General features: G+C 61.7%; 17 protein-coding genes and 2 pseudogenes. 15 read left to right on the plus strand and 4 right to left on the minus strand.

Features of this window, described 5'->3' with window-relative positions; translation table 11 throughout:
- Positions 1 to 54: 54 nt before the first annotated feature.
- From AB4O25_RS21340 to AB4O25_RS21365, 6 genes and pseudogenes are all read left to right on the plus strand, one after another.
- On the plus strand, positions 55 to 2,358 hold the full coding sequence (locus tag AB4O25_RS21340; RefSeq protein WP_017526409.1) for a YgiQ family radical SAM protein: 2,304 nt from the start codon (positions 55 to 57) through the stop codon (positions 2,356 to 2,358).
- A 211-nt stretch (positions 2,359 to 2,569) separates the two neighbouring features.
- Positions 2,570 to 3,494: pseudogene (locus tag AB4O25_RS21345) on the plus strand (NAD synthetase).
- Positions 3,487 to 3,936, plus strand: coding sequence for a hypothetical protein (locus AB4O25_RS21350; protein ID WP_460149958.1), 450 nt, complete (start codon positions 3,487 to 3,489; stop codon positions 3,934 to 3,936). The pseudogene AB4O25_RS21345 and the gene AB4O25_RS21350 overlap by 8 nt, the downstream one beginning before the upstream one ends.
- Before the next feature lie 176 nt (positions 3,937 to 4,112).
- Positions 4,113 to 7,403 (plus strand): transglutaminase family protein, encoded by a 3,291-nt coding sequence (locus tag AB4O25_RS21355; protein WP_460149959.1) that lies wholly within the window; start codon positions 4,113 to 4,115, stop codon positions 7,401 to 7,403.
- Between the two features lie 70 nt (positions 7,404 to 7,473).
- On the plus strand, positions 7,474 to 9,960 hold the full coding sequence (locus AB4O25_RS21360; RefSeq protein ID WP_017526404.1) for a circularly permuted type 2 ATP-grasp protein: 2,487 nt from the start codon (positions 7,474 to 7,476) through the stop codon (positions 9,958 to 9,960).
- Positions 9,960 to 10,850, plus strand: coding sequence for a transglutaminase family protein (locus tag AB4O25_RS21365; RefSeq protein WP_017526403.1), 891 nt, complete (start codon positions 9,960 to 9,962; stop codon positions 10,848 to 10,850). The genes AB4O25_RS21360 and AB4O25_RS21365 overlap by 1 nt, the downstream gene beginning before the upstream one ends.
- 46 nt (positions 10,851 to 10,896) lie before the next feature.
- Here AB4O25_RS21365 and AB4O25_RS21370 read toward each other — a convergent pair whose 3' ends face one another.
- Positions 10,897 to 11,079, minus strand: a complete 183-nt coding sequence (locus AB4O25_RS21370) for a hypothetical protein (RefSeq protein WP_017526402.1) — start codon at positions 11,077 to 11,079, stop codon at positions 10,897 to 10,899.
- Between the two features lie 332 nt (positions 11,080 to 11,411).
- On the opposite strand from AB4O25_RS21370, the gene azu reads away from it, so the two are divergent.
- The gene (gene azu, locus AB4O25_RS21375; RefSeq protein ID WP_017526401.1) at positions 11,412 to 11,858 is read left to right on the plus strand and encodes an azurin; all 447 of its coding nucleotides are present in this window, start codon (positions 11,412 to 11,414) and stop codon (positions 11,856 to 11,858) included.
- Positions 11,859 to 11,994: 136 nt separating this feature from the next.
- Here the strand turns inward: azu and nadE are convergent, their stop codons facing one another.
- The 3 genes from nadE to AB4O25_RS21390 all read right to left on the minus strand — a co-directional run bounded on the left by nadE (position 11,995) and on the right by AB4O25_RS21390 (position 15,070).
- Positions 11,995 to 12,822 carry an ammonia-dependent NAD(+) synthetase gene (gene nadE / locus AB4O25_RS21380; RefSeq protein ID WP_017526400.1) on the minus strand — a complete coding sequence of 276 codons (828 nt, stop codon included), beginning with the start codon at positions 12,820 to 12,822 and terminating at the stop codon, positions 11,995 to 11,997.
- A gap of 3 nt (positions 12,823 to 12,825) precedes the next feature.
- Positions 12,826 to 14,040 carry a nicotinate phosphoribosyltransferase gene (pncB, locus tag AB4O25_RS21385; RefSeq protein ID WP_017526399.1) on the minus strand — a complete coding sequence of 405 codons (1,215 nt, stop codon included), beginning with the start codon at positions 14,038 to 14,040 and terminating at the stop codon, positions 12,826 to 12,828.
- 139 nt (positions 14,041 to 14,179) lie between these two features.
- Positions 14,180 to 15,070: a LysR family transcriptional regulator gene (locus AB4O25_RS21390; protein WP_017526398.1), complete on the minus strand. Its 891-nt coding sequence runs from the start codon at positions 15,068 to 15,070 to the stop codon at positions 14,180 to 14,182.
- Positions 15,071 to 15,223: 153 nt separating this feature from the next.
- Here AB4O25_RS21390 and amaB point away from each other — a divergent pair.
- From amaB to AB4O25_RS21430, 8 genes and pseudogenes are all read left to right on the plus strand, one after another.
- A pseudogene (gene amaB, locus AB4O25_RS21395) lies at positions 15,224 to 16,713 on the plus strand (L-piperidine-6-carboxylate dehydrogenase).
- A 103-nt stretch (positions 16,714 to 16,816) separates the two neighbouring features.
- On the plus strand, positions 16,817 to 18,100 hold the full coding sequence (gene amaA / locus AB4O25_RS21400) for an L-pipecolate oxidase (protein WP_065879435.1): 1,284 nt from the start codon (positions 16,817 to 16,819) through the stop codon (positions 18,098 to 18,100).
- A 373-nt stretch (positions 18,101 to 18,473) separates the two neighbouring features.
- Entirely contained in the window at positions 18,474 to 19,610 is a 1,137-nt protein-coding gene (locus AB4O25_RS21405) for a branched-chain amino acid ABC transporter substrate-binding protein (RefSeq protein WP_027607701.1), read from the plus strand.
- Positions 19,611 to 19,812: 202 nt separating this feature from the next.
- Positions 19,813 to 20,727, plus strand: coding sequence for an ABC transporter permease subunit (locus AB4O25_RS21410; protein ID WP_003236186.1), 915 nt, complete (start codon positions 19,813 to 19,815; stop codon positions 20,725 to 20,727).
- Positions 20,728 to 20,729: 2 nt separating this feature from the next.
- The gene (gene livM / locus AB4O25_RS21415; protein ID WP_017526393.1) at positions 20,730 to 22,007 is read left to right on the plus strand and encodes a high-affinity branched-chain amino acid ABC transporter permease LivM; all 1,278 of its coding nucleotides are present in this window, start codon (positions 20,730 to 20,732) and stop codon (positions 22,005 to 22,007) included.
- Positions 22,004 to 22,879, plus strand: a complete 876-nt coding sequence (locus AB4O25_RS21420) for an ABC transporter ATP-binding protein (RefSeq protein WP_116079030.1) — start codon at positions 22,004 to 22,006, stop codon at positions 22,877 to 22,879. The genes livM and AB4O25_RS21420 overlap by 4 nt, the downstream gene beginning before the upstream one ends.
- Positions 22,876 to 23,592: an ABC transporter ATP-binding protein gene (locus tag AB4O25_RS21425; RefSeq protein ID WP_017526391.1), complete on the plus strand. Its 717-nt coding sequence runs from the start codon at positions 22,876 to 22,878 to the stop codon at positions 23,590 to 23,592. The genes AB4O25_RS21420 and AB4O25_RS21425 overlap by 4 nt, the downstream gene beginning before the upstream one ends.
- Positions 23,593 to 24,382: 790 nt before the next feature.
- The gene (locus AB4O25_RS21430; protein WP_460149960.1) at positions 24,383 to 25,147 is read left to right on the plus strand and encodes an SDR family oxidoreductase; all 765 of its coding nucleotides are present in this window, start codon (positions 24,383 to 24,385) and stop codon (positions 25,145 to 25,147) included.
- The last annotated feature ends 4 nt before the right edge of the window (positions 25,148 to 25,151 follow it).

Raw genomic sequence — 25,151 nt, forward strand, 5'->3', positions numbered from 1 at the left:
AATTTGTGCTATATTCCGCGCCCGCGATTTTTCATCTCAACACCGGTCACCGTCATGCAAACAGCCAAGCCGTTATTTGACTATCCCAAGTACTGGGCCGAATGTTTCGGTCCTGCGCCATTCCTGCCCATGAGCAGGGAGGAGATGGATCAGCTTGGCTGGGATTCGTGCGACATCATCATCGTCACCGGTGATGCCTACGTTGACCACCCCTCGTTCGGCATGGCGATCATCGGCCGGCTGCTGGAGTCCCAGGGCTTTCGCGTCGGGATCATTGCCCAGCCGAACTGGCAGTCCAAAGACGATTTCATGAAGCTTGGCGAGCCCAACCTGTTCTTTGGCGTCGCGGCCGGCAACATGGACTCGATGATCAACCGCTACACCGCCGACAAGAAAATCCGTTCCGACGACGCCTACACCCCCGGCGGCATGGCCGGCAAGCGCCCGGACCGTGCGAGCCTGGTGTACAGCCAGCGCTGCAAGGAAGCCTACAAGAATGTGCCGATCGTACTCGGCGGCATCGAAGCGTCCCTGCGTCGCATTGCCCACTACGACTACTGGCAGGACCGCGTGCGCAACTCGATCCTGATCGACGCCACCGCCGATATCCTGCTGTACGGCAACGCCGAGCGGGCCATTGTCGAAGTTGCCCAGCGCCTGTCGTGGGGCCACAAGATCGAAGACATCACCGACGTGCGCGGTACCGCGTTCATTCGCCGGGACACGCCGGCGGGCTGGTATGAGGTGGACTCCACGCGTATCGACCGTCCGGGCAAGATCGACAAGATCATCAACCCGTACGTCAACACCCAGGACACCCAGGCTTGCGCTATCGAGCAAGAGAAGGGGCCTGTTGATGACCCGGAAGAAGCCAAGGTCGTACAGATCCTGGCCAGCCCGCGCATGACCCGTGACAAGACCGTGATCCGCCTGCCGTCGGTGGAAAAGGTCCGTGGCGACGCGGTGCTCTACGCCCACGCCAACCGCGTGCTGCACCTGGAAACCAACCCGGGCAACGCCCGTGCCCTGGTGCAAAAGCACGGTGAAGTGGATGTGTGGTTCAACCCGCCGCCCATCCCGATGACCACCGAAGAAATGGACTACGTGTTCGGCATGCCTTACGCACGTGTTCCGCACCCGGCGTACGGCAAGGAAAAGATCCCGGCCTACGACATGATCCGCTTCTCGGTGAACATCATGCGGGGCTGCTTCGGCGGCTGCACCTTCTGCTCGATCACCGAGCACGAAGGCCGCATTATCCAGAACCGTTCCGAAGAATCGATCATTCGCGAAATCGAAGAGATCCGCGACAAAGTACCCGGCTTCACCGGGGTGATCTCCGACCTCGGCGGCCCGACCGCGAACATGTACCGCATCGCCTGCAAGAGCCCGGAAATCGAATCCGCGTGCCGCAAGCCGTCCTGCGTGTTCCCCGGCATCTGCCCGAACCTGAACACCGACCATTCGTCGCTGATCCAGCTGTACCGCAGCGCCCGTGCGTTGCCGGGTGTGAAGAAGATCCTGATCGCTTCCGGCCTGCGCTACGACCTGGCCGTCGAGTCGCCGGAATACGTGAAAGAGCTGGTGACCCACCACGTCGGTGGTTACCTCAAGATCGCCCCGGAACACACCGAGGAAGGTCCGCTCAACCAGATGATGAAACCGGGCATCGGCAGCTATGACAAGTTCAAGCGCATGTTCGAGAAGTACACCAAGGAAGCGGGCAAAGAGCAGTACCTGATCCCCTACTTCATCGCCGCCCACCCTGGCACCACCGATGAAGACATGATGAACCTGGCCCTGTGGCTCAAGGGCAACGGTTTCCGTGCCGACCAGGTGCAGGCGTTCTACCCGTCGCCGATGGCCACCGCCACCGCGATGTATCACTCGGGCAAGAACCCGCTGCGCAAGGTCACCTACAAGAGTGACGCGGTCACCATCGTCAAGAGCGAGGAGCAGCGCCGCCTGCACAAGGCGTTCCTGCGTTACCACGACCCCAAAGGCTGGCCAATGCTGCGTGAAGCGCTGACCCGCATGGGCCGTGCCGACCTGATCGGCCCGGGCAAGGACCAGTTGATCCCGCTGCACCAGCCGAGCACCGACAGCTACCAGAGCGCCCGTCGCAAGAACTCGACGCCGGCCGGCAGCCACAAGGTCGCCAAGGAAACCACCACTAAAATCCTCACCCAGCACACCGGTTTGCCGCCTCGTGGCAGCGACGGCAGCAACCCGTGGGACAAGCGTGAACAAGCCAAGGCCGCCGCGCAGGCACGTAACAAACAGGCGGCCAAAGAGCGCAGCGATGCGGCCAAGGGTAAAGGCGGCAAGCCGGCGCGCAAGCCGGTTGTACCGCGTTGATCGCCGCTTGAATATGCAGAACGCCAGCCTTGAGCTGGCGTTTTGCTGTGTGGCGAGTGGGTAGCCTGTTTGCTAAGGTGGCGCCCATTAGATCGCCATCGGGAGCAAGCCCCTCCCACACGTGTTGCGTGAATACATTCAAAATGTGGGAGGGGGCTTGCCCCCGATAGCATCAGCCCAGTCACCACCCCCTTCAAGGAAGAGCACCCCAATGAGCAACCCCCTGCTCAACATCGGCATGGACTCCAACCGCTCCCAGTTCATGGCGCGCCAGCGCATCGAAAGCCAGATCAACCTGCCACGCCTGTTTGCGGCCATTGATGCTGACCCGGCCATCGTGGGGGCGGGCGTCGTGTATATCGACGCCGATTTCAACGTGGTCACCCTGCGTGAATTCCAGCCGATCTCGCAGCATTGCCCCCAAGCGCATTATTTTGCGTGAAGCGCAGAAGTACATTGCCCCGGCGCAGTTTGCGCAACAGGTCCAGGACAACCCTCGCGAATCGCGCCTCGTGGGAGAGGCGATCAATACGTCTCTGTCCTGCGCAGGCGCGATCATCGGTTGGATCGTCGTGCTCAGCGGTACCGTCGCCGTGCCGTTCACGGCGGGCGCCAGCAGCGTGATCACGGCCATCGGCTATACCGCCGCCACGGCCAGCACGCTGCAGTGTTTTGCCAGTGGTTATCGCGTCAGCAATGAGATCAGTGACCCCTCCAAAAACGACAAGCTCGACAGCTCGGAGTGGTATCAGTACACGATGATCGCGCTGGATGCGGCGTCCTTGATCGGGGTCGGGGCATCGACGTTGACCACGATAAAGCTGGTGCGGCTGAACCAGGCCACCACCGGCAAAAGCGTGCGGGAGGTATTGCGAGGATTGAACCGGCAAGAGCGCGCCAAGCTCACCAAGGAACTGCTCAGCATCCAGGACCCGCGCATGACTGCCAAAATGCTCAAGTTGAAGCAACTGTCCGGCGAGGCGACCAAGCGTTTCACCCCCGCCCAGGTCAAGCATGCAACGGTGACCCAGATACAGGATGCCCTGGGCGCGGCCATCGGCTTCACCGGCAGTGCAATCTCGGGGAACGTACGCACCATTGCCGTGGGACTGTATGAGGAAATGAGCAGTGAATGAGCTACCCGGTATTCGCAGTTTTCTGGCGCAGTACTTCCCGGTCTTCATGGGGGCGATTTTCGCGGCGGTGTTCAGCCTGGTATTCGCGGTGCCACTGATTTTCGACAGTTATTTCCCGCGCTTGCCGATGGACGACAACCTCAAGTATTCCTTCCTGGGTGGCCTCGCGCTGACGTGGGGCATCGTGCACTGCAATTTCATGATCGCGCGCGGGCGGCCGCAATGGGTATGGCCGCTGGTGATGTTGCTTGCGCTCTGTGTTCTGGGGGTGCTGCCCACCATCGCGTTTGGTCCGCATCCGCTTTCCTATGGCTTGAGCCTGCTGTTCCCGCTGTTGGGGTTGCTGCTGCTCAACAGTAAGCGTCACCGCGAAATGCGCCAGAAACTGGTTGAAGTGAGGCGGCTGCGCCAAGCCATCATCGCCACACACAAAGCACGCTAGATGGGTAGATTCGCCACCCTGCGCCACAAATATGTGCAGCTCTTGCACCATGGCACGTACATTGGCGCCGTTTTGGTGCTGTACTGCAGCGGGTCTTACGATAACGCGCAATGATCGCCGCTCTGGCATAAGTCTTGCGCACGTTGTGTCCATGCCCTGGCTCGCAGGAGGCCGCCGTGTCGATTCATGTCGCGTTGCACCACGTTACGCATTACCGCTACGACCGCGCTGTTGAACTCGGCCCACAAATCGTGCGTTTACGCCCAGCGGCTCATAGCCGTACGCGGATTTTGTCCTACGCACTCAAAGTGCTGCCCGAGCAGCACTTCATCAACTGGCAGCAAGACCCCCAGGGCAATTACCTGGCGCGCCTGGTTTTTCCGGAAAAGACCGATCAACTGCGTATCGAAGTCGACCTGGTCGCCGAGATGGCGGTGTTCAACCCGTTCGACTTTTTCCTTGAGCCTTACGCCGAGAAAATCCCCTTCAGCTACGCCGCCGATGAGCAACGTGAGTTGGCGCCGTACCTGGAAACCCTGCCGCTGACCCCGAAATTCGCCGCCTACCTGGCCGGTATCGACCGTACGCCGTTGCCCGCCGTGGACTTTCTGGTGGGCCTCAACCAGCGCCTGGCCGCCGATATCGGTTACCTGATCCGCATGGAACCGGGCGTGCAAACCCCGGAATTCACCCTGGAAAACGCCTCCGGCTCGTGCCGCGACTCGGCGTGGTTGCTGGTGCAACTGCTGCGCAACCTGGGCTTGGCGGCGCGGTTTGTGTCGGGCTACCTGATTCAACTGACCGCCGACGTCAAAGCCCTTGATGGCCCGTCCGGCACCGAAGTGGACTTCACCGACCTGCATGCCTGGTGCGAAGTGTATTTGCCCGGTGCCGGCTGGATCGGCCTGGATGCCACGTCCGGTTTGTTCGCCGGTGAAGGGCATATCCCGTTGGCCTGCAGTCCCGACCCATCGTCCGCCGCGCCGATCAGCGGGTTGGTGGAGCCGTGCGAGTGTGAATTTACCCACGAAATGTCGGTGGAGCGGATCTGGGAAGCCCCTCGGGTGACCAAGCCCTACACCGAGGAACAATGGCTGGCGATCCAGGCCCTGGGCCGGCAGATCGATGGCGACCTGCTCAAGGACGATGTACGCCTGACCATGGGCGGCGAACCGACCTTCGTGTCCATCGACGATCCCGATGGCGCCGAGTGGAACACCGCGGCCCTCGGCCCGGACAAGCGTCGCCTGTCCGCCGAGCTGTTCCAGCGCATGCGCAAGCAATACGCGCCAGCGGGCCTGGTGCACTTCGGCCAGGGCAAGTGGTACCCCGGCGAGCAACTGCCGCGCTGGTCGCTCAACTGCTACTGGCGCCGCGACGGCGTGCCAATCTGGCACAACAGCGCGTTGATTGCCGATGAACAACAAGACTACGGCGCCGATGGGGTGATGGCCGGGCGCTTCCTGGCCAGCGTCGCCGAGCGCCTCAAACTGCCGGCGCGCTTTGTGTTCCCGGCTTTCGAAGACAATTTCTACTACCTGTGGCGTGAAGGCGCGCTGCCGCACAACGTCACCGCCCAAGACCCGCGCCTGAGCGATGACCTGGAGCGCGCGCGCCTGCGCAAAGTGTTCAGCCAGGGGCTGGATAAAGTCATCGGTCAAGTGTTGCCGTTGGCGCGCACGGCGGCCAATGACCGTTGGCAAAGCGGCCGCTGGTACCTGCGCGACAATCACTGCCGCCTGGTGCCGGGGGATTCGCCGCTGGGCTATCGCCTGCCGCTGGCGTCGCAGCCATGGGTGACGGCGGCGGAATATCCGTTTGTGCATCCCACTGACCCGAACCAGGAGCAGCCGCCGCTGCCCACCACCGCGCAACTGCAAAGCCACGGTGAGCCTGCGCCCAGTGAAGACCGCGTGCCAGAGGTGGACGAGTCCGCCGATTGGCTGACCCGCACCGCGCTGTGCGCTGAAGCACGGGAAGGGCGCCTGTACCTGTTTATGCCGCCCTTGGAGCGGGTCGAAGATTACCTGGAGCTGGTGGCTGCCATCGAGGCCACCGCTGAGGAGTTGCACTGCCCGGTGCTGCTGGAAGGCTATGAACCGCCGTTCGATATGCGCCTGAGCAACTTCCGGATCACGCCGGACCCCGGTGTGATCGAGGTCAACGTGCAGCCGTCCGCCACCTGGGACGAGTTGGTCGAGCGCACCGAGTTCCTCTATGAAGAGGCTCGGCAAACCCGCCTGACCACAGAGAAGTTCATGATCGACGGGCGCCACACCGGCACCGGTGGCGGTAACCACTTTGTACTCGGCGGCGCCACGCCCAAGGACTCGCCGTTCCTGCGTCGCCCCGACTTGCTGCGCAGTTTGATCAGCTACTGGCATAACCATCCGTCGCTGTCTTACCTGTTTTCCGGCTTGTTTATCGGCCCGACCTCCCAGGCGCCACGGGTGGATGAAGCACGTAACGATGCGTTGTATGAGCTGGAAATCGCCTTCGCACAGATGCCCGCTCCCGGCGAAGAATGCCCGCCGTGGCTGGTAGACCGCCTGTTGCGCAACCTGCTCATCGACGTGACGGGCAACACCCACCGCGCCGAGTTCTGCATCGACAAGCTCTACTCGCCCGACGGCGCCACAGGCCGCTTGGGCCTGCTGGAGCTGCGTGCCTTTGAAATGCCGCCCCATGCGCGCATGAGCCTGACCCAGCAGCTGCTGCTGCGGGCGCTGGTCGCGCGCTTCTGGCGTGAACCCTATGCACCGCCGACATTGGCACGCTGGGGCACCGAGCTGCATGACCGTTTCCTGCTGCCGCACTTTATCGAGCAGGATTTCGCCGACGTCATTGTCGAACTCAACGCCGCCGGCTACCCGCTGCGCGCCGAGTGGTTTGCCGCGCACCTGGAGTTCCGTTTTCCCAAGATCGGCGACTACGCCGTCAGCGGCATCGAACTGGAACTGCGCCAGGCCCTTGAACCTTGGCATGTCCTGGGCGAGGAGGGCGCAGTGGGCGGCACGGTGCGGTATGTGGACTCGTCGCTGGAGCGCCTGCAAGTCAAGCTCAGCGGCCTGGCGCCGCAACGTTATCTGCTGACCTGCAACGGCATCCCGGTGCCGCTGCAACCCACCGGCCGTGTAGGTGAGTTTGTCGCCGGTGTGCGCTATCGCGCCTGGCAACCGGCCAACTGCCTGCAACCGACCATCCCGGTGCACGCGCCGTTGGTGTTCGACCTGCTGGACACCTGGATGCAACGCTCCTTGGGCGGCTGCCAGTACCACGTCGCGCACCCGGGCGGGCGCAATTACGACAGCTTGCCGGTGAATGCCAACGGAGCCGAGAGCCGGCGGCAGGAGCGGTTCTTCCGGTTGGGGCATACGCCTGGAAAGCTGCCGGTGCCAAACCTGGAGATTAATGACGAGCTGCCGATGACTCTGGATCTACGACGTTTTCCCAATAAAAAAGACTGAATGCGACCACAGCGGATTTGCAGTGTTTGTTAGGTTAATCTGAGCCCCTTTGCCTCTGCCCGAGCGTTCCATGTCCGACTTGCTCGACCGTTACCCGCTCACCGCGGGCACTTATCATGAACTGCTGGATGACAGCGGTGAGGTGCGTGCCCATTGGCGGCGCCTGCTCGACCACCTGCAACGCAGCACCCCGGCGCAACTGGCCCAGCGCCAGGCGCTGCTGACGCGGCAGATCCAGGAAAACGGCGTGACCTACAACGTCTACGCCGACCCCAAGGGCGCCGACCGCCCGTGGGAGCTGGACTTGTTGCCCCACGTGCTGGCCGCCGATGAATGGCAGCAGTTGTCTGCCGGTATCGCCCAGCGTGCGCGCCTGCTCAATGCTGTGCTTGCCGATCTCTACGGCCCGCAGCGCCTGATCAAGGAAGGCTTGCTGCCGGCGGAGCTGGTGTTCGGGCATAACAATTTCCTGTGGCCGTGCCAGGGCATCCTGCCCCCCGACGGCACCTTTCTGCATCTGTACGCCGTGGACCTGGCGCGCACCCCGGATGGTCGTTGGTGGGTCACCGCCGACCGGACCCAGGCCCCGTCCGGCGCCGGTTATGCGCTGGAAAACCGCACCATCGTGTCCCGCGCCTTCCCGGACCTGTACCGTGATTTGCAGGTGCAACACCTCACCGGTTTCTTCCGTACGCTTCAGGAAACCCTGGCCCGCCAGGCCCCCGGCGACGACCAGCCGCCGCTGATCGTGCTGCTCACCCCTGGCCGCTTCAACGAAAGCTACTTCGAACACCTTTACCTCGCCCGCCAGCTCGGCTACCCCTTGGTGGAAGGCGGCGACCTGACCGTGCGCGACAGCACCGTGTACCTCAAGACCCTCAGCGGCCTGCGCCGGGTGCACGCGATCATGCGGCGCCTGGATGATGACTTCTGTGACCCGTTGGAGCTGCGCACTGACTCGGCCCTCGGCGTGCCCGGCCTGCTTGATGCGGTACGCCAGGGCAATGTGCTGGTGGCCAATGCGTTGGGCAGTGGCGTGCTGGAGTCGCCGGGGCTGCTGGGGTTTCTGCCGAAAATCAACGAATTCCTGTTCGGTGAAGCGCTGATTCTGCCGTCCATCGCCACGTGGTGGTGCGGTGAGGCGCCGGTGCTCGCCGAAGCCTTGGCGAAGCTGCCGGAGTTGCTGATCAAACCGGCATTTCCATCGCAGAGTTTCGCCCCGGTCTTTGGCCGCGATTTGAACGATGAGCAACGCCAGGCCCTGGCCCAGCGCATGCGTGCGCGGCCCTATGCCTATGTCGCCCAAGAGTTGGCGCAACTGTCCCAGGCGCCGGTATGGCACACCGTGGATGACCACCTGCAACACCGCGCCATCGGCATGCGTGTGTACGCCGTGGCCAGCGCCGATGGCTACCGCGTGCTGCCCGGTGGCCTGACCCGCGTGGCGGCCGAGGCCGATGCCGAAGTGGTGTCGATGCAGCGCGGTGGCGCCAGCAAAGACACCTGGGTGCTCGGCGAACGCGCGCCGGGCGGCGAGCAGTGGCGTGCGCAGCGCATGATTGGCGCGCATGACCTGGTGCGCCGCGATCCTTATCTGCCGTCCCGCGTGGTGGAGAATCTGTTCTGGTTCGGCCGCTATTGCGAGCGTTGCGATGACAGTGCGCGTTGGCTGCGTATCGTGCTGGCGCGCTACGTCGATGGTGACGATCCATTGGCGTTGCAGGCCGCCGTGGAGCTGGGTGAAAACCTGCGTCTGTTGCCGGAGGAAGACGCGCTGCCCGAACGCCTGATGGCCGCGTTACTCGGTGATGACTGGCCGCAAAGCCTGCGCGCCAACCTGCAGCGCTTGCAGTGGGCGGCGTCCCAGGTGCGCGGCAAGTTGTCCCGTGAGAACTGGCAGGCTCTGGTCGAGCTGCAACGCGAAGCCCTGGAACTGGAAAACGAAAGCCCGGACTTTGGCGAGTTGCTCGATTTTCTCAACCGCCTGGTCATGTCCCTCGCCGCGCTGTCCGGCTTTGCCCTGGACGACATGACGCGCGACGAAGGCTGGCGCTTCCTGATGATGGGCCGGCGTATCGAGCGCCTGCAATTTCTGAGCAGCAGCCTTGCGGCGTTTCTGCGCGGCGTGGCGGTATTCGATCAGGCGGGGCTGGAGTGGTTGCTGGAACTGGGCAATAGCAGCATCACCTATCGCTCGCGCTACCTGGCGGTGCCGCAGTTGATCCCGGTGCTCGACCTGTTGCTGCTTGACGAGCAGAACCCCCATGCGGTGCTGTTCCAGCTCAAGCTGGTGAGCCGCACCCTGCGTCGGCTCAACGACGATTTTGGCGTACCTCGCGAGACCGGCCTGGCCCCCTTGGTGGAGCGCCTGGCGCGTTTCGACCTGGGCTGCCTGGAGAACGGGCTGTTTGGCGAAACCAGCGTGCGTGCCGCGCTGGATGGCTTGGCCGACCTGTTGCAAGCGGTGGCCGATGAAAGCGGGCAAGTGTCGGACCGCCTGGCCTTGCGCCATTTTGCCCATGTGGATGATGTCAGCCAGCAAACGGTGTCGGTGTAATGAGCGCGCGCTACCAGATTTTCCACGATACCCATTACCACTACGACAGCCCGGTGTCCCTGGCCCAGCAACTGGCGCACCTGTGGCCACGGCCGTGTGCCTGGCAGCGCTGCACCGCGCAGCAACTGGAAATCAGCCCGCAGCCGTCGTCGCGGCGCGATGAGCTGGATGTGTTCGGCAACCCGATCACGCGCCTGGCCTTCGAGCGTCCCCACGATGAACTGTTGGTCAATGCCGGGCTGACCGTCGAAGTGCTGGCACGGCCGGTGCTGGATTTTCAGCAGTCGCCGCCCTGGGATCAGACGCGTGACAGCCTGACCTACAGCAGCCACACAATGACCCCTGAGCGCATCGAAGCGTGCCGCTATCGCTTCGAATCACCCTACGTGCACCTGAAAAAAACCTTCGTCGAGTTCTCCGAAAGCTGTTTCCCGCCCGGCGAGCCCTTGCTGCTCGGCGTGCAGGCGCTGATGGAAAAAATCTTCAGTGAATTCACCTTCGATGCCGAAGCCACCCAGGTCGCCACGCCCTTGGTGGAAGTGCTGGAACGCCGCCGCGGCGTATGCCAGGACTTCGCCCACCTGATGCTCGCCTGCCTGCGTTCGCGGGGCCTGGCGGCGCGTTATATCAGCGGCTACCTGCTCACCCAGCCACCGCCCGGCCAGCCACGGCTGATCGGCGCCGATGCCTCCCATGCGTGGGTCTCGGTGTTTTGCCCGGTGGCGGGTTGGGTGGATTTTGATCCGACGAATAACGTACAGCCGGCACTGGAGCACATCACCCTGGCCTGGGGCCGGGATTTTTCCGATGTGTCGCCGTTGCGGGGGGTGATTCTGGGGGGAGGGAGCCATGACCCGGAGGTACGGGTGACGGTGATGCCGCTGGAGTGACGGTGGATTGTGGTGAGCAGGGCGCGCCGGCTCACCACAAAGGAAATTATTCAGCCGGATCTTTTGGTGTTTCCGTCTCGTCGTTCGTTTCTTCAGCATCGACGTCCGGGTTCAGTGCGCCGGTTTCTTCATCGGCAGCGGCTTTCTTGCGTTGCAGTTTTTCCTCTTTCTTCTGTTCCTTGGCCAAGTCTCTCTGACGTTTGGCGAAGGAGTAATTAGGTTTGGCCATGGGCGATCCTCTTGGGTCGAAGGTGAGGGTGGCGGCGCGCAGCTGCCTTGGGTCGCTATGGTAGCAGCTTAGCGACGCGCTTGGCCTTCACTTACCGCAGGCATACGCGGCCAACAGGCCGTTGAAGAATTGATTGAAGTGCATGGCTCGGGCTCCAGTGAGTGTTGGGCCGATCATAGGCGGGTGCTGCGACTTAGGCTGGTAGATTGTGTTGATAAGTCTGATAGCCTAAAGTTGTATACAATTTGTTGATTCAGATCATAAGCATTCAAGCCCGTTTGAGGCACCCTTATCGCAATCCGCGTTGTTTAAACCCTGCCTTGGAGATTCACATGTTTGCCAAACTCGTTGCTGTTTCCCTGCTGACTCTGGCGAGCGGCCAGTTGCTTGCTGCAGAGTGCAAGGTCACCGTCGACTCCACTGACCAGATGTCCTTCAACACCAAAGCCATTGAAATCGACAAAAGCTGCAAGACGTTCACCGTTGAGCTGACTCACTCCGGCAGCTTGCCGAAAAATGTCATGGGGCATAACTGGGTACTGAGTTCTGCCGCCGATATGCCTGGTATCGCCAGCGACGGCATGGCCGCCGGTATCGACAAGAACTACCTGAAAGAAGGTGACGCCCGCATCATCGCCCACACCAAGATCATCGGTGCCGGCGAGAAAGATTCGGTGACGTTCGATGTGTCGAAACTGGCCGCCGGGACGGACTATGCGTTCTTCTGCTCGTTCCCAGGCCACATCTCGATGATGAAAGGCACTGTGGTCGTCAAATAAGGCCGCGTCATCGTTCGTCGGGAGCAAGCCCCCTCCCACATTCGACCGCATTCACATGCTGGAACTCGGTCAAGTGTGGGAGGGGGCTTGCCCCCGATAGCTATCTGACAGTCACTGCAAAGCTGTCTGACTCACCTCACGGCGCAAACGGCATCACCCGCTTGTGCTCGGTCTTGCGGTATGTCTCGCAGATGATCCGGAATGCCTCTTCCCGCACCGGCTCGCCGTGCAGGAACGCATCGATCTCGGCGTAGGTCACGCCATGTGACGCTTCGTCCGGCTTGCCCGGCGACAGGTCTTCGAGGTCGGCCGTCGGTACCTTCTCAACCAACGATTCCGGCGCACCGAAATGCCGCGCAATGGCACGCACCTGGTTCTTTACCAGCCCGCTCAGCGGCGCCAGATCACAGGCCCCATCACCGAACTTGGTGAAAAAACCCATCACCGCTTCCGCCGCATGGTCGGTCCCGATCACCAGGCCACCGGCCGCGCCGGCGATGGTGTATTGCGCCACCATGCGCATGCGCGCCTTGGTGTTGCCTAGCACGAAGTCGCGGGACACCGCGGCCTGGCCTTCAAACGCCGCCACCTCATTGGCCAGCGATTTCACCGCCGGGCCGATATTCACGGTGTGGCGCTCGTGGGGTTCGATAAAGTCCACCGAGGCCTGGGCGTCGATTTCGTCGAACTGGGTTTCGTAGGGCAGGCGCACGGCGATGAACGTATACGCCTCATCACCGGTGCTGGCGCGCAGTTCCTGCATGGCACGCTGGGCCAGCAGGCCGGCGGTGAGGGAGTCGACACCGCCGCTGATGCCCAGTACCAGCGCCTTGAGGCCTGAATTGCGCAGGCAGTCCTGGATAAAGGTCACGCGGCGCGCCACCTCGGCCTCAAGGGCGGCCTGGTCTTTGAACGGCGCTTGCACGTTGAGCTGCTGCGCAATCTCACGCTGTACGGCTTGCATGATTCACTCCTTGCTGGATAGGGCAGGTACTTTGAAAACGTGACGCAAATAGGCGACAAAATTCGGGTCGGTGCAGTGGGTCTTGCCCGCTTCATCGGAGATCTTAGCGACGGGCTGGCCATTGCAGGCGGTCATCTTAAGCACGATGCTCATCGGTTCCACCCCTGGGATATCGCAGGTCAGGTTGGTGCCGATGCCGAAGCTCACATTAATGCGGCCCCGCAACGCGCGGAATATCTCCAGGGCCTTGGGCAGCGACAGGCTGTCGGAGAACACCAGGGTCTTGCTCATCGGCTCGATACCGAGCTTGTGGTAGTGGGCGATGGCTTTTTCTGCCCATTGCACCGGGTCGCCGGAGTCGTGGCGCAGGCCGTCGAACAGCTTGGCGAAGTACAAGTCGAAGTCGCCCAGGAAGGCGTCGGTGGTGATGCAATCAGTCAGGGCGATACCCAGCAGGCCACGGTATTCGCGGACCCAGCAGTCGAGGGCGGCGATCTGGCTGTCGATCAGGCGCGGGCCGAGTTGCTGGTGGGCCATGATCCATTCATGGGCCATGGTGCCCAGGGGTTTGATGTCCAGCTCGCGGGCCAGGTGTACGTTACTGGTGCCGACAAACCGTCCGGGGAAGTCGTGCTTGAGCACGTTGACCACTTCTTCCTGCACCCGGTACGAGAAGCGCCGGCGCGTGCCGAAGTCGGCCACTTGCAGCTCGGCCAGTTCATCGCTGCCGGCATTGGCCGTCAGCCAGTCGAACTTGCGGTACAACTGCTCGCGAGCCTGTTCGAGGATCACGCTCTGGTAGCGGTAGCGGTTGCGCACTTCGCTGACGATGGCCAGCATCGGCACCTCGAACAGAATCACATGCAGCCATGGCCCGCGCAGGCGGATAAACAGCTCACCGTTCTCGATGCCGGTTTGCACATAGCGCAGGTTGAAGCGGAACAGCCCCAGGAAGCGCAAAAAATCCGGCTTCATAAAGCTGATGCGCTCCAGGAACCCCAACTGGTCAGGGCTCAGACTCAGGTCCGCGAGGCGCTCGATCTGGTAGCGGATCTCGGCCAGGTAGGGGCGCAGGTCCTCACTGTTACGGCAACGAAACTCCCATTCAACTTCCACGTTGGGGTAGTTGTGCAGCACCGCCTGCATCATGGTCAGCTTGTAGAAGTCGGTGTCGAGCAGGTTCTGCACGATGCGATCGGCAAACACACTCTCGCTCATAACGGGAATCTCCAGACGGGTCGGCGCTGAGCGCCGGCCTTTACGCGCAATTAAGGAAGGGGGCTAGTGGCGCATAGACCTGTGGGGTTTTGCCAGTGATTTTTTTTGCCACGGCTACTGACGCTATCGGGAGCAGGCACTAAATAACCTGCTCCATCATCCACTTCACAAAATTGCGCACCTTGGGCACTTCCGCCGAATGCTCCGGATACGCCAGGTAATAAGCATCCCGGCTCGGCATCGCATGCGGCCAGGGAATCACCAGCTTGCCGTCGGCCAACTCCTCTTCCACCAGAAACCTGGGCAGCAGCGCGACCCCACAGCCCACCTGCGCGGCACGAATGCACATATAGAACGTATCGAAACGCGGCCCGTGGTAGCTGTGTTCGGTCTGGTAACCCTGGTCGGCAAACCAATCGTGCCAACCCTGCGGGCGCGAGGCGTTTTGCAGCAACACCAACTCGCTGAGCTGCGTAGGGTCGGTGAGCGGTTTGGCCGGCAGGCTTTCCGGTGCGCACACCGGCACCAGTTCCTCGCTGAACAACTTCAAACTCTCGGTGCCGGGACGTGAGCCCTGGCCGAAATAGAACGCCATGTCGGCCTTGCCCTGCAGCAAGTCATCCGGTTCCTGTTCGTTGCACAGGTCCAGGTGGATTTGCGGGTGACGCAGCCGCCAGCCCTTGAGGCGCGGCACCAACCAGCGGGCCCCGAAGGTGTAGGGCGTGGACACGCGCAACACTTCGGTTTCGCCGCCATAGGAGCGCAGGTAGTGGGTGGACATCTCCACCTGGGTGAGGATTTTGCGCACTTCCACCAGGTACAGGTCGCCCGCCGGGGTCATCTGCAGGCGACGACGCACGCGGCGAAACAGCAGGTGTTGCAGCAACTCCTCCAACTGCGCCACTTGCTTGCTCACGGCGCTCTGCGTGAGGTTCAGTTCCTCGGCGGCGCGGGTGAAGCTCAGGTGGCGGGTGGCGGCTTCGAAACACTGCAGGGCGGTGATCGAGGGCAAATGTCTTTTGTTCAGCACGGTGTGCCTCTTTTTATGCTTTGCATGAATAAACGGAATGATATCTCGCCTAATCGTCGTTTGTTGGCAAGTCTTGGGCCAGCTACAAATAAGCGCTGGATCGCCGTGCATGTCGCGGCGCGATTTTTTGTACGCAGATTTGAGGGAGTGACCATGGTTGCCGCATTGCTTGATCGTCTCGGGGTAAACCCGGCGCTGTACCAGGCGGGTAAACAGCCCGTGCATTCGCCGATTGATGGCAGCCTGATCGGCAGTGTCCAGTGGGAAGGTGCCGCCGAGGTGGAGCAACAGGTCAGTCGCGCCGAGCATGCATTCCAAGCCTGGCGCAACGTGCCGGCGCCCCGTCGTGGCGAGCTGGTGCGGCAGTTCGGCGACGTGCTGCGTGAATACAAGGCTGACCTGGGTGAGCTGGTGTCCTGGGAGGCCGGCAAGATCACTCAGGAAGGCCTGGGTGAAGTGCAGGAGATGATTGACATCTGCGATTTCGCCGTCGGCCTGTCGCGCCAGTTGTACGGCTTGACCATCGCCTCCGAGCGCCCAGGCCACCACATGCGTGAAACCTGGCACCCGCTGGGCGTGGTCGGTGTGATCAGCGCCTTCAACTTCCCGGTCGCGGTGTGGGCGTGGAACACCGCGCTGGCGCTGGTGTGCGGCAATGCGGTGATCTGGAAACCGTCGGAAAAACCCCGCTCACCGCCCTGGCGTGCCAGGCGCTGTTCGAGCGCGTGCTGAAAAACTTTAACGATGCCCCGCAGTACCTCAGTCAGGTGATCATTGGTGGTCGCGATGCCGGCGCTGCGCTGGTGGATGACCCCCGCGTAGCGTTGATCAGCGCCACCGGCAGCACCCGCATGGGCCGTGAAGTGGCGCCGAAAGTTGCCGCGCGTTTCGCCCGCAGCATTCTGGAGCTGGGCGGCAACAACGCGATGATCCTCGGCCCAAGCGCCGACCTGGACATGGCCGTACGCGCCATTCTGTTCAGCGCCGTCGGCACCGCCGGCCAGCGTTGCACCACCCTGCGCCGCCTGATCGCCCATGAGTCGGTCAAGGCAGAAATCGTCACCCGCCTCAAGGCCGCCTATTCCAAAGTGCGCATCGGCCACCCGCTGGAAGGCAACCTGATCGGCCCGCTGATCGACAAGCACGGCTTCGACAACATGCAAGATGCCCTTGAGCAAGCCTTGAGCGAAGGCGGCAAGGTGTTCGGCGGCAAACGCCAGTTGCAAGACACCTTCCCCAACGCCTACTACGTATCGCCGGCGATTGTGGAAATGCCCGAGCAAAGCGATGTGGTGTGCACCGAAACCTTCGCGCCGATTCTGTACGTGGTCGGCTACACCGACTTCGCCGAAGCGCTGCGCCTGAACAACGCCGTGCCGCAAGGCTTGTCGTCGTGCATCTTCACCACCGATGTGCGCGAAGCCGAGCAGTTCATGTCGGCGGTGGGCAGTGACTGCGGCATCGCCAACGTCAATATCGGCCCGAGCGGCGCGGAGATTGGTGGCGCGTTTGGCGGTGAAAAAGAAACCGGCGGCGGGCGTGAGTCGGGTTCGGATGCGTGGCGCGGGTATATGCGTCGCCAGACCAACACCGTGAACTATTCACTGGAGTTGCCGTTGGCCCAGGGCATTACCTTCGACTGATACCTGAAGTCGCAGTGAGATGAGTGTGGGAGGGGGCTTGCCACCTCCCACCGCTGAGCGCATTTGCAGTTAGAGGTTTGTTGGGTCTCATCGGAGTCTGGCAATGGCACTACGCGAAACATGTTTATGGGAACACCTCACCCCCAGCCGGCCGGACCGTGCCGCGCTTCGGGGCGAGGCCAAGGTGGACGTGTGCGTGATCGGCGCCGGCATCACCGGTTTATCGGCGGCCGTTCACTTGCTGGAACAGGGTAAAAGCGTCGCCGTGCTGGAGGCCCATCGCACCGGCCATGGCGGTTCGGGGCGCAACGTCGGGTTGGTGAACGCCGGCCTGTGGATCCCGCCGGACGACATCGAAGCCGGGTTCGGCGAAGCGGTGGGCAGCCAGCTCAACCGCATGTTGGGCGCGGCGCCGTCGCTGGTGTTCAGCCTGATCGACAAATACCACATCGATTGCCAATTGCGCCGTGAGGGCACGTTGCACATGGCGCACAACGCCCGTGGCGAGGCGGACCTGCGCAGTCGTGAAGAACAATGGAAGCGCCGTGGCGCGCCAGTGGAGTTGCTCACCGGCCAGGCCTGCGAGCAGGCCACCGGCACCCAAAAAATTGCCGCCGCCCTGTTGGACCGACGGGCGGGTACGTTGAACCCGATGGCCTATACCTCGGGGCTTGCAGAGGCGGCCGTGGGGCTTGGCGGGCAACTGTTCGACCATTCGCCGGTTACCCGGCTGGAACGCCAGGGTTCCCACTGGTCGGTGCAGACTGCCCAAGGGGCCGTGCAGGCGGCACAGGTGGTCATCGCCTCCAATGCCTACACCGAAGGCGAATGGACCGAGCTGCGGCGTAACTTTTTCCCCGGTTATTACTACCAGGTCGCGTCGGCCCCGCTCACCGACGACGCCGCCAAACAAATCCTTCCCGGTGGCCAGGGGTCGTGGGATACGCGCCAGGTCTTGAGCAGCATCCGCCGCGATGCCGAGGGTCGCCTGTTGCTCGGCAGCCTGGGTAACGGCAACCAGAAACCGGCCTGGTTCCTCAAAGCGTGGGCCGATCGGGTGCAGCAGCACTACTTCCCGTACCTCAAATCGGTGCAGTGGGAGTACACCTGGACTGGTTGCATTGCCTTCACGCCCGACCACTTGATGCGCCTGTTCGAACCGGCGCCGGGCCTTGTGGCCGTCACCGGCTATAACGGGCGGGGCGTGACCACCGGCAGCGTGGTCGGCAAGGCGTTTGCCGACTACCTGTGTCACCAGAATGCCCAGGCATTGCCGATTCCGTTCGCGCCGATGCAGCCGTTGGCCGGTGTGGGGTTGCGCAGTTGTCTGTATGAGGCGGGATTCTCGCTGTATCACGCCGGGCAATGCCTGCGGATCGTGATCTGAGCGGCGAACTACCGCTCCATAGCCGGGTTTTATTAGGCGGCTACTCATCTGTATTGGTGCAAGTTGTAGCAATCACGCACTGTAAATGTGCAGTTCCGTTACGCACGTTGTAACAAGTGTAGGAAGAGTCGTTTATGCGTCCGGTTGCAGGTGCGACCCGTTAGGGTTGTACTTTTTATAGCGGTTGGTTGCACCTCTTTGGGCTAGAGGGTTGCACGTGCTGGCAAGCGGTGGCGAAACGCCTGTAATAACAATGACACCGTGTCTTTTTGAAGAATAAAAACGTAATGGCACGCTGCTTGCTCTGAGCTTTCAGTGAAAGGTTTGAACGCAAGTTGTCGTGCCAAAAATCAAAAATATCGGAGCACCACTCATGTCCCAGACGTTTTACAAGAAAGGTTTTCTGGCCCTCGCCGTTGCAGCGGCGCTGGGTGTTTCTACGTTTGTTCAAGCTGATGTGAAGATTGGCGTGGCGGGGCCCATGACGGGCGCCAACGCGTCGTTCGGTGAGCAGTACATGAAGGGTGCCCAGGCGGCGGCCGAAGTCATCAACAAGGCCGGCGGCATCAACGGTGAGAAAGTCGTGCTGGTGGCCGGCGACGACGCCTGCGAACCCAAGCAGGCCGTGGCCGTGGCCAACCGCCTGGCCGACCAGGACAAAGTGATCGGCGTGGTCGGGCACTTCTGCTCGTCCAACACCATCCCGGCCTCCGAGGTCTACGACGAGGCGGGCATCATCGCGATCACCCCCGGCTCCACCAACCCACAGGTGACCGAGCGCGGCCTGGGCGCCATGTTCCGCATGTGCGGGCGTGACGACCAGCAAGGCATCGTCGCCGGCGACTACATCGTCGACGTGCTCAAGGGTAAGAAAGTCGCGGTCATCAATGACAAGGACACCTACGGCAAAGGCCTGGCCGATGCCACCGCTGCGCAGTTGACCAAGCGCGGCGTCAAGCCGGTGCTCGAAGAAGGCCTGACCCGTGGAGAGAAAGACTTCAGCGCCCTGGTCACCAAGATCCGCTCCCTGGGCGCCGACGTGGTGTACTTCGGCGGGCTGCACCCGGAAGCCGGTCCACTGGTCCGCCAGATCCGTGAAGCCGGCCTCAAGGACGTCAAGTTCATGTCCGACGACGGTGTCGTGACCGACGAACTGGTGGCCACCGCCGGCGGCGCGCAGTACGTCGATGGCGTGTACATGACCTTCGGCGCTGACCCGCGCCTGCTGCCGGACAGCAAGGCCGTGGTCGAAGAGTTCCGCAAGGCCGGTTACGAGCCTGAAGGCTACACCCTGTACGCCTACGCCTCGCTGCAGGCCCTGGCCGCCGGTTTCAACGGCGCCAAGTCCAACAAGGGCGAAGACGCCGCCAAATGGCTCAAGGCTCACCCGGTCAAGACCGTGATGGGTGAGAAGACCTGGGACGCCAAAGGCGACCTGAAAGTGTCCGACTACGTGGTTTACCAGTGGGACAAGGACGGCAAATACCACCAGTTGGAAAAGCAGAAGTAAGCACAAACGCCACGGCCCCCCCTGTGGGAGGGGGGCTTGCCCCCGATAGCGGTGCATCAGGTTCAAATCTATTGACTGGCATACCGCAATCGGGAGCACGCCCCCTCCCACAAAAGGCCGTGTTGTTATCAAGATCTGTCTTTTCCTCCAGAAGCGCCGCACACCCACCGGTGTGCAGGTGCTCACCGCGTGAGATTGCGTTATGGATGGTATTTTCCTGCAGCAACTGGTCAACGGCCTGACCCTCGGGTCGGTCTATGGCCTGATCGCCATCGGCTACACAATGGTCTATGGCATCATTGGCATGATCAACTTCGCCCACGGCGAGGTTTATATGATTTCCGCTTACCTCGCGGCGATCAGTCTGGCACTGCTGGCTTACTTCGGCATCGAATCCTTCCCGCTGCTCATACTCGGCACCTTGATCTTCACCGTGGTCGTCACTGGCGTGTACGGTTGGGTCATTGAGCGTGTCGCCTACAAACCGCTGCGCAATTCCACCCGACTGGCACCGCTGATCAGCGCCATCGGGATCTCCCTGATCCTGCAGAACTACGCGCAGATCGCCCAGGGCGCCAAGCAACAAGGTATTCCTACCCTGCTGGCCGGGGCCTGGCGTGTCGATATCGGCAGTGGGTTCGTCCAGCTCACCTACACCAAAGTATTCATCCTGGTCGCCGCCTTCGCGGGCATGGCTTTGCTGACCTACATCATCAAGTACACCAAGCTCGGCCGCATGTGCCGCGCCACCCAGCAAGACCGCAAGATGGCCTCGATCCTGGGTATCAACACCGATCGCGTGATCTCCTATGTGTTCGTCATAGGGGCCGCCATGGCCGCGTTGGCCGGCGTGCTGATCACCCTCAACTACGGCACCTTCGACTTCTATGCCGGCTTCATCATCGGCATCAAGGCGTTTACCGCAGCGGTACTCGGCGGCATCGGCTCCCTGCCTGGGGCGATGTTGGGCGGGATCATCCTCGGTATCTCCGAGTCGTTGTTCTCGGGGTTGATCAACTCTGACTACAAAGACGTGTTCAGTTTCTCCCTGCTGGTGGTGATTCTGATTTTCCGTCCCCAGGGCCTGCTTGGTCGCCCACTCGTGGCGAAGGTGTAAACATGTCTGCTGCCAAACCTATCGATATCAAGAAAAGTGTCGTCGATACGATCCTCGCCGGTCTGATTTCGCTGATCGTGTTCGGCCCGATTGTCGGCGTGGTCCTCGACGGCTACAGCTTCAACCTGGAACCGGCTCGCGTGGGCCTGTTGGTCGCCATCGTGATGGCCGGCCGTTTTGCCATGAGCCTGTTCCTGCAAACCTCCAAGGGCGTGAAGATCCTGCAGGGCTTCGAGAGCAGTGGTTCGGGCGTGCATGTGCTGGCACCGGACTACAAATCGCGGCTGCGCTGGATTATCCCGGCATTGATCGTGATCGCCATCGTGTTCCCGATCTTCGCCAACAAGTACCTGCTCACCGTCGTCATCCTGGGCTTGATCTATGTACTGCTCGGCCTGGGCCTGAACATCGTGGTCGGCCTGGCCGGCCTGCTCGACCTGGGTTACGTGGCGTTCTACGCCATCGGCGCCTATGGCCTGGCGCTGGGTTACCAATACCTGGGCCTGGGCTTCTGGACGGTACTGCCACTGGCGGCCATCGCGGCGGCGCTGGCGGGGTGCATACTCGGGTTCCCGGTGTTGCGAATGCACGGTGACTACCTGGCCATCGTGACCCTGGGCTTCGGTGAAATCATCCGCCTGGTACTCAACAACTGGCTGTCGTTCACCGGCGGGCCGAATGGTATGCCGGTGCCTTCGCCGACCTTTCTGGGCCTGGAGTTCGGCAAGCGTGCCAAAGATGGCGGCATCCCGTTTCACGAGTTCTTCGGCATCGATTACAACCCCAACATCAAGTTCATGTTCATCTACATCGTGCTGTTCCTGGTGGTGCTGGCCGTGTTGTACATCAAGCACCGCCTGACCCGCATGCCGGTCGGCCGCGCCTGGGAAGCCCTGCGTGAAGATGAAATCGCCTGCCGCTCCATGGGCCTGAATCACGTACTGGTCAAGCTCTCTGCATTCACCATCGGCGCGTCCACCGCCGGTTTGGCCGGGGTGTTCTTTGCCAGCTACCAGGGCTTCGTCAACCCGTCGTCGTTCACCTTCTTCGAGTCGGCGCTGATCCTGGCCATCGTGGTGTTGGGCGGCATGGGCTCGACGGTCGGCGTGGTGATCGCGGCATTCGTGCTGACGGTAGCGCCGGAACTGCTGCGCAGCTTCTCCGAGTACCGCGTGCTGCTGTTTGGCGTGCTGATGGTGGTGATGATGATCTGGCGACCGCGCGGCCTGATCCGCATCAGCCGTACCGGTGTAACCCCACGTAAAGGAGTGGCGCCATGAACAAGGAAGTCGTCCTGTCCGTGGAACACCTGATGATGCACTTCGGTGGCATCAAGGCCCTGAGCGATGTGAGCCTCAAGGTCGAACGCAACTCGATCTTCGCTCTGATCGGCCCCAACGGCGCCGGCAAGACCACGGTATTCAACTGCCTCACCGGCTTCTACAAGGCCAGTGGCGGCAAGATCGAACTCAACGTGCGTGGCAAGCAGACCAACGTGATCCAACTGCTCGGCGAACGCTTCCAGGCCACGGACTTCGTCTCGCCGAAAAGCTTCCTCAGCCGCGTGTACTACAAGATGTTTGGCGGCACCCACTTGGTAAACCGTGCCGGCCTGGCGCGGACCTTCCAGAACATTCGCCTGTTCAAGGAAATGTCGGTGCTGGAAAACCTGCTGGTGGCCCAGCACATGTGGGTCAACCGCAATATGCTGGCCGGCATTCTCAACACCAAGGGCTATCGCAAGGCCGAAAGCGACGCGCTGGACTGCGCGTTCTACTGGCTCGAAGTGGTCGACCTGGTGGACTGCGCCAACCGCCTCGCCGGTGAGCTTTCCTACGGCCAGCAGCGCCGCCTGGAAATCGCCCGTGCCATGTGCACGCGGCCGCAAATCATCTGTCTGGACGAACCCGCAGCCGGCCTCAACCCCCAGGAAACCGAAGCCCTCAGCGCGATGATTCGCCTGCTGCGCGACGAACACGACCTTACGGTGGTGCTGATCGAACACGACATGGGCATGGTGATGAGTATTTCCGACCACATCGTGGTGCTGGACCACGGCAACGTGATCGCCGAAGGCGGGCCGGAAGCGATACGCAACGATCCGAAAGTGATTGCCGCCTACCTGGGCGCAGACGAAGAGGAAGTGGTATGAGCGCACCTATCCTCGAAATGAAGGACCTGGACGTGTTCTACGGACCGATCCAGGCCCTGAAAAAAGTCTCGCTGCACATCAACGAAGGTGAAACGGTCAGCCTGATCGGCTCCAACGGCGCGGGCAAATCCACGCTGCTGATGTCGATCTTCGGCCAGCCGCGGGCCGAGTCGGGGCAAATCCTCTACAACGGTGTCGACATTACCCACAAGTCATCCCACTACATCGCCTCCAATGGCATCGCGCAGTCGCCGGAAGGGCGGCGGGTGTTCCCCGACATGACCGTGGAGGAAAACCTGCTGATGGGCACCATCCCGATTGGTGACAAATACGCTCAGGAAGACATGCAGCGCATGTTCGAGCTGTTCCCGCGCCTCAAGGAACGGCGCAACCAGCGGGCCATGACCATGTCCGGTGGCGAGCAGCAGATGCTCGCCATCGCCCGCGCGCTGATGAGCCGGCCCAAGCTGTTGTTGCTGGACGAACCGAGCCTGGGGTTGGCGCCGATTGTGGTGAAGCAGATCTTCTCGACCCTGCGCGAGCTGGCGGCCACTGGGATGACCATCTTCCTGGTGGAACAAAACGCCAACCACGCGCTGCGTCTGTCGGACCGGGCGTATGTGATGGTCAACGGCGAGATCCGCCTGACGGGCACCGGTAAAGAATTGCTGGTGAACGAGGACGTGCGCAACGCCTACCTCGGCGGTCACTGATCTAAATAAAAACGCCGACCCCCTGTGGGAGGGGGCTTGCTCCCGATAGCGGTGTATCAGTCAGCACATCTGATACTGACCCACCGCTATCGGGAGCAAGTCGAATCGTCGCACCGCCCCTCCCACATTTGTTTTGCGGCGCTTAGGAAATTGTGGAAAACAAATCCGGCCACCTCCCAAAGCGCGACATATAGCCGCCGCAAATCCCTGTTTTGTCACCGTTTTGACTTGTCCCCATCCGCTGTGGAACCGGCTGTGGGTAACGTGGGAGTAGCTGGCTGAACGCCTTTAAAACCGTGGCTTACAGCGCGACGGTTGTTTTTTGATCAGTGACTTTTTCGCGACCGCCCAAGGGGTTTGTCAACCTGTTTAAAGACACAGGTATATGACCGGAATATGTCTCGTCAGCCTGTGGATAAGTCTGTGACTAAACTCTGGAAAGACGGCCGCAGAGGCCGGAATGTCTGGCCTGGAGCCATCGTTCGGATTTTTCCGCTTGCCGTGGCTCTACATACGCCTCGGCCGAGGTCAAGCAAAAAACTTTCTAAAATCGCCTGCAGGCCTTGTGGATAGAGGCTTGAGCTGTTTTGCACTTGCCCCCAAAGACTGTGGGCGCAGTTGTGGATAACCTGCGCGCATATGGCTGCAGGCCACGGTTTATAAGGCGTTGCTCTGAGTGGTTAAAAAACAACCAGCTGTGTGTGAAGGTAGGTGCATAGCGGTTGCCGCAACAGCGGGGTACGGGCATTCTGCTGGCTGATTTTTTCCCGATGCCCGCAAGGAGAACACCATGACCAACACGCTGTTTATCACTGGCGCCACCTCAGGTTTCGGCGAAGCCTGCGCCCGTCGGTTTGCCGAAGCCGGCTGGAAACTCGTGCTCACCGGCCGTCGCGCCGAGCGTTTGAATGCCCTGGTTGAAGAGCTTTCCAAGCAGACCGAAGTGCATGGCCTGGTCGTGGATGTGCGTGACCGCCAAGGCATGGAAGACGCCATCGCCAACCTGCCGCCGTCGTTCGCCACGTTGCGCGGCCTGATCAACAACGCCGGGTTGGCCGTGGGCACGGCCCCGGCGCCCAAATGCAGCCTCGACGATTGGGAAACCATGGTCGACACCAACATCAAGGGCCTGCTGACCACCACCAGCCTGCTGCTGCCACGCTTGATCGCCCATGGCCGGGGCGCCGGGATCATCAACCTGGGTTCCATCGCCGGCAGCTACCCCTACCCGGGCAGCCACGTGTATGGCGGCTCCAAGGCGTTCGTTAAACAGTTCTCGCTGAACCTGCGTTGCGACCTGCAAGGCACCGGCGTGCGCGTGACCAACATCGAGCCCGGCCTGTGCGAGAGCGAGTTCTCCCTGGTGCGCTTCGGCGGTGATCAGGCGCGCTACGACGCCACCTACGCCGGCGCCGAGCCGATCCAGCCGCAAGACATTGCCGACACGATCTTCTGGGTCATGAACACGCCCGCGCACGTCAATATCAACCGCCTGGAACTGATGCCGGTGAGCCAGACCTGGGCTGGGTTTGCGATTGAGCGTGGCGCCAAGTAAGGCT

The organism is Pseudomonas sp. S3_A03 (assembly GCF_054668275.1).

What these genes read in the sequence shown, in the direction of transcription:
- azu (WP_017526401.1), top strand. Translation starts at nt 11,412, where the DNA reads ATGTTTGCCAAACTCGTTGCTGTTTCCCTGCTGACTCTGGCGAGCGGC.
- AB4O25_RS21370 (WP_017526402.1), bottom strand. Translation starts at nt 11,079, where the DNA reads ATGGCCAAACCTAATTACTCCTTCGCCAAACGTCAGAGAGACTTGGCC.
- AB4O25_RS21405 (WP_027607701.1), top strand. Translation starts at nt 18,474, where the DNA reads ATGTCCCAGACGTTTTACAAGAAAGGTTTTCTGGCCCTCGCCGTTGCA.
- AB4O25_RS21430 (WP_460149960.1), top strand. Translation starts at nt 24,383, where the DNA reads ATGACCAACACGCTGTTTATCACTGGCGCCACCTCAGGTTTCGGCGAA.
- amaA (WP_065879435.1), top strand. Translation starts at nt 16,817, where the DNA reads ATGGCACTACGCGAAACATGTTTATGGGAACACCTCACCCCCAGCCGG.
- AB4O25_RS21360 (WP_017526404.1), top strand. Translation starts at nt 7,474, where the DNA reads ATGTCCGACTTGCTCGACCGTTACCCGCTCACCGCGGGCACTTATCAT.
- AB4O25_RS21410 (WP_003236186.1), top strand. Translation starts at nt 19,813, where the DNA reads ATGGATGGTATTTTCCTGCAGCAACTGGTCAACGGCCTGACCCTCGGG.
- AB4O25_RS21425 (WP_017526391.1), top strand. Translation starts at nt 22,876, where the DNA reads ATGAGCGCACCTATCCTCGAAATGAAGGACCTGGACGTGTTCTACGGA.
- livM (WP_017526393.1), top strand. Translation starts at nt 20,730, where the DNA reads ATGTCTGCTGCCAAACCTATCGATATCAAGAAAAGTGTCGTCGATACG.
- nadE (WP_017526400.1), bottom strand. Translation starts at nt 12,822, where the DNA reads ATGCAAGCCGTACAGCGTGAGATTGCGCAGCAGCTCAACGTGCAAGCG.
- AB4O25_RS21340 (WP_017526409.1), top strand. Translation starts at nt 55, where the DNA reads ATGCAAACAGCCAAGCCGTTATTTGACTATCCCAAGTACTGGGCCGAA.
- AB4O25_RS21420 (WP_116079030.1), top strand. Translation starts at nt 22,004, where the DNA reads ATGAACAAGGAAGTCGTCCTGTCCGTGGAACACCTGATGATGCACTTC.
- pncB (WP_017526399.1), bottom strand. Translation starts at nt 14,040, where the DNA reads ATGAGCGAGAGTGTGTTTGCCGATCGCATCGTGCAGAACCTGCTCGAC.
- AB4O25_RS21365 (WP_017526403.1), top strand. Translation starts at nt 9,960, where the DNA reads ATGAGCGCGCGCTACCAGATTTTCCACGATACCCATTACCACTACGAC.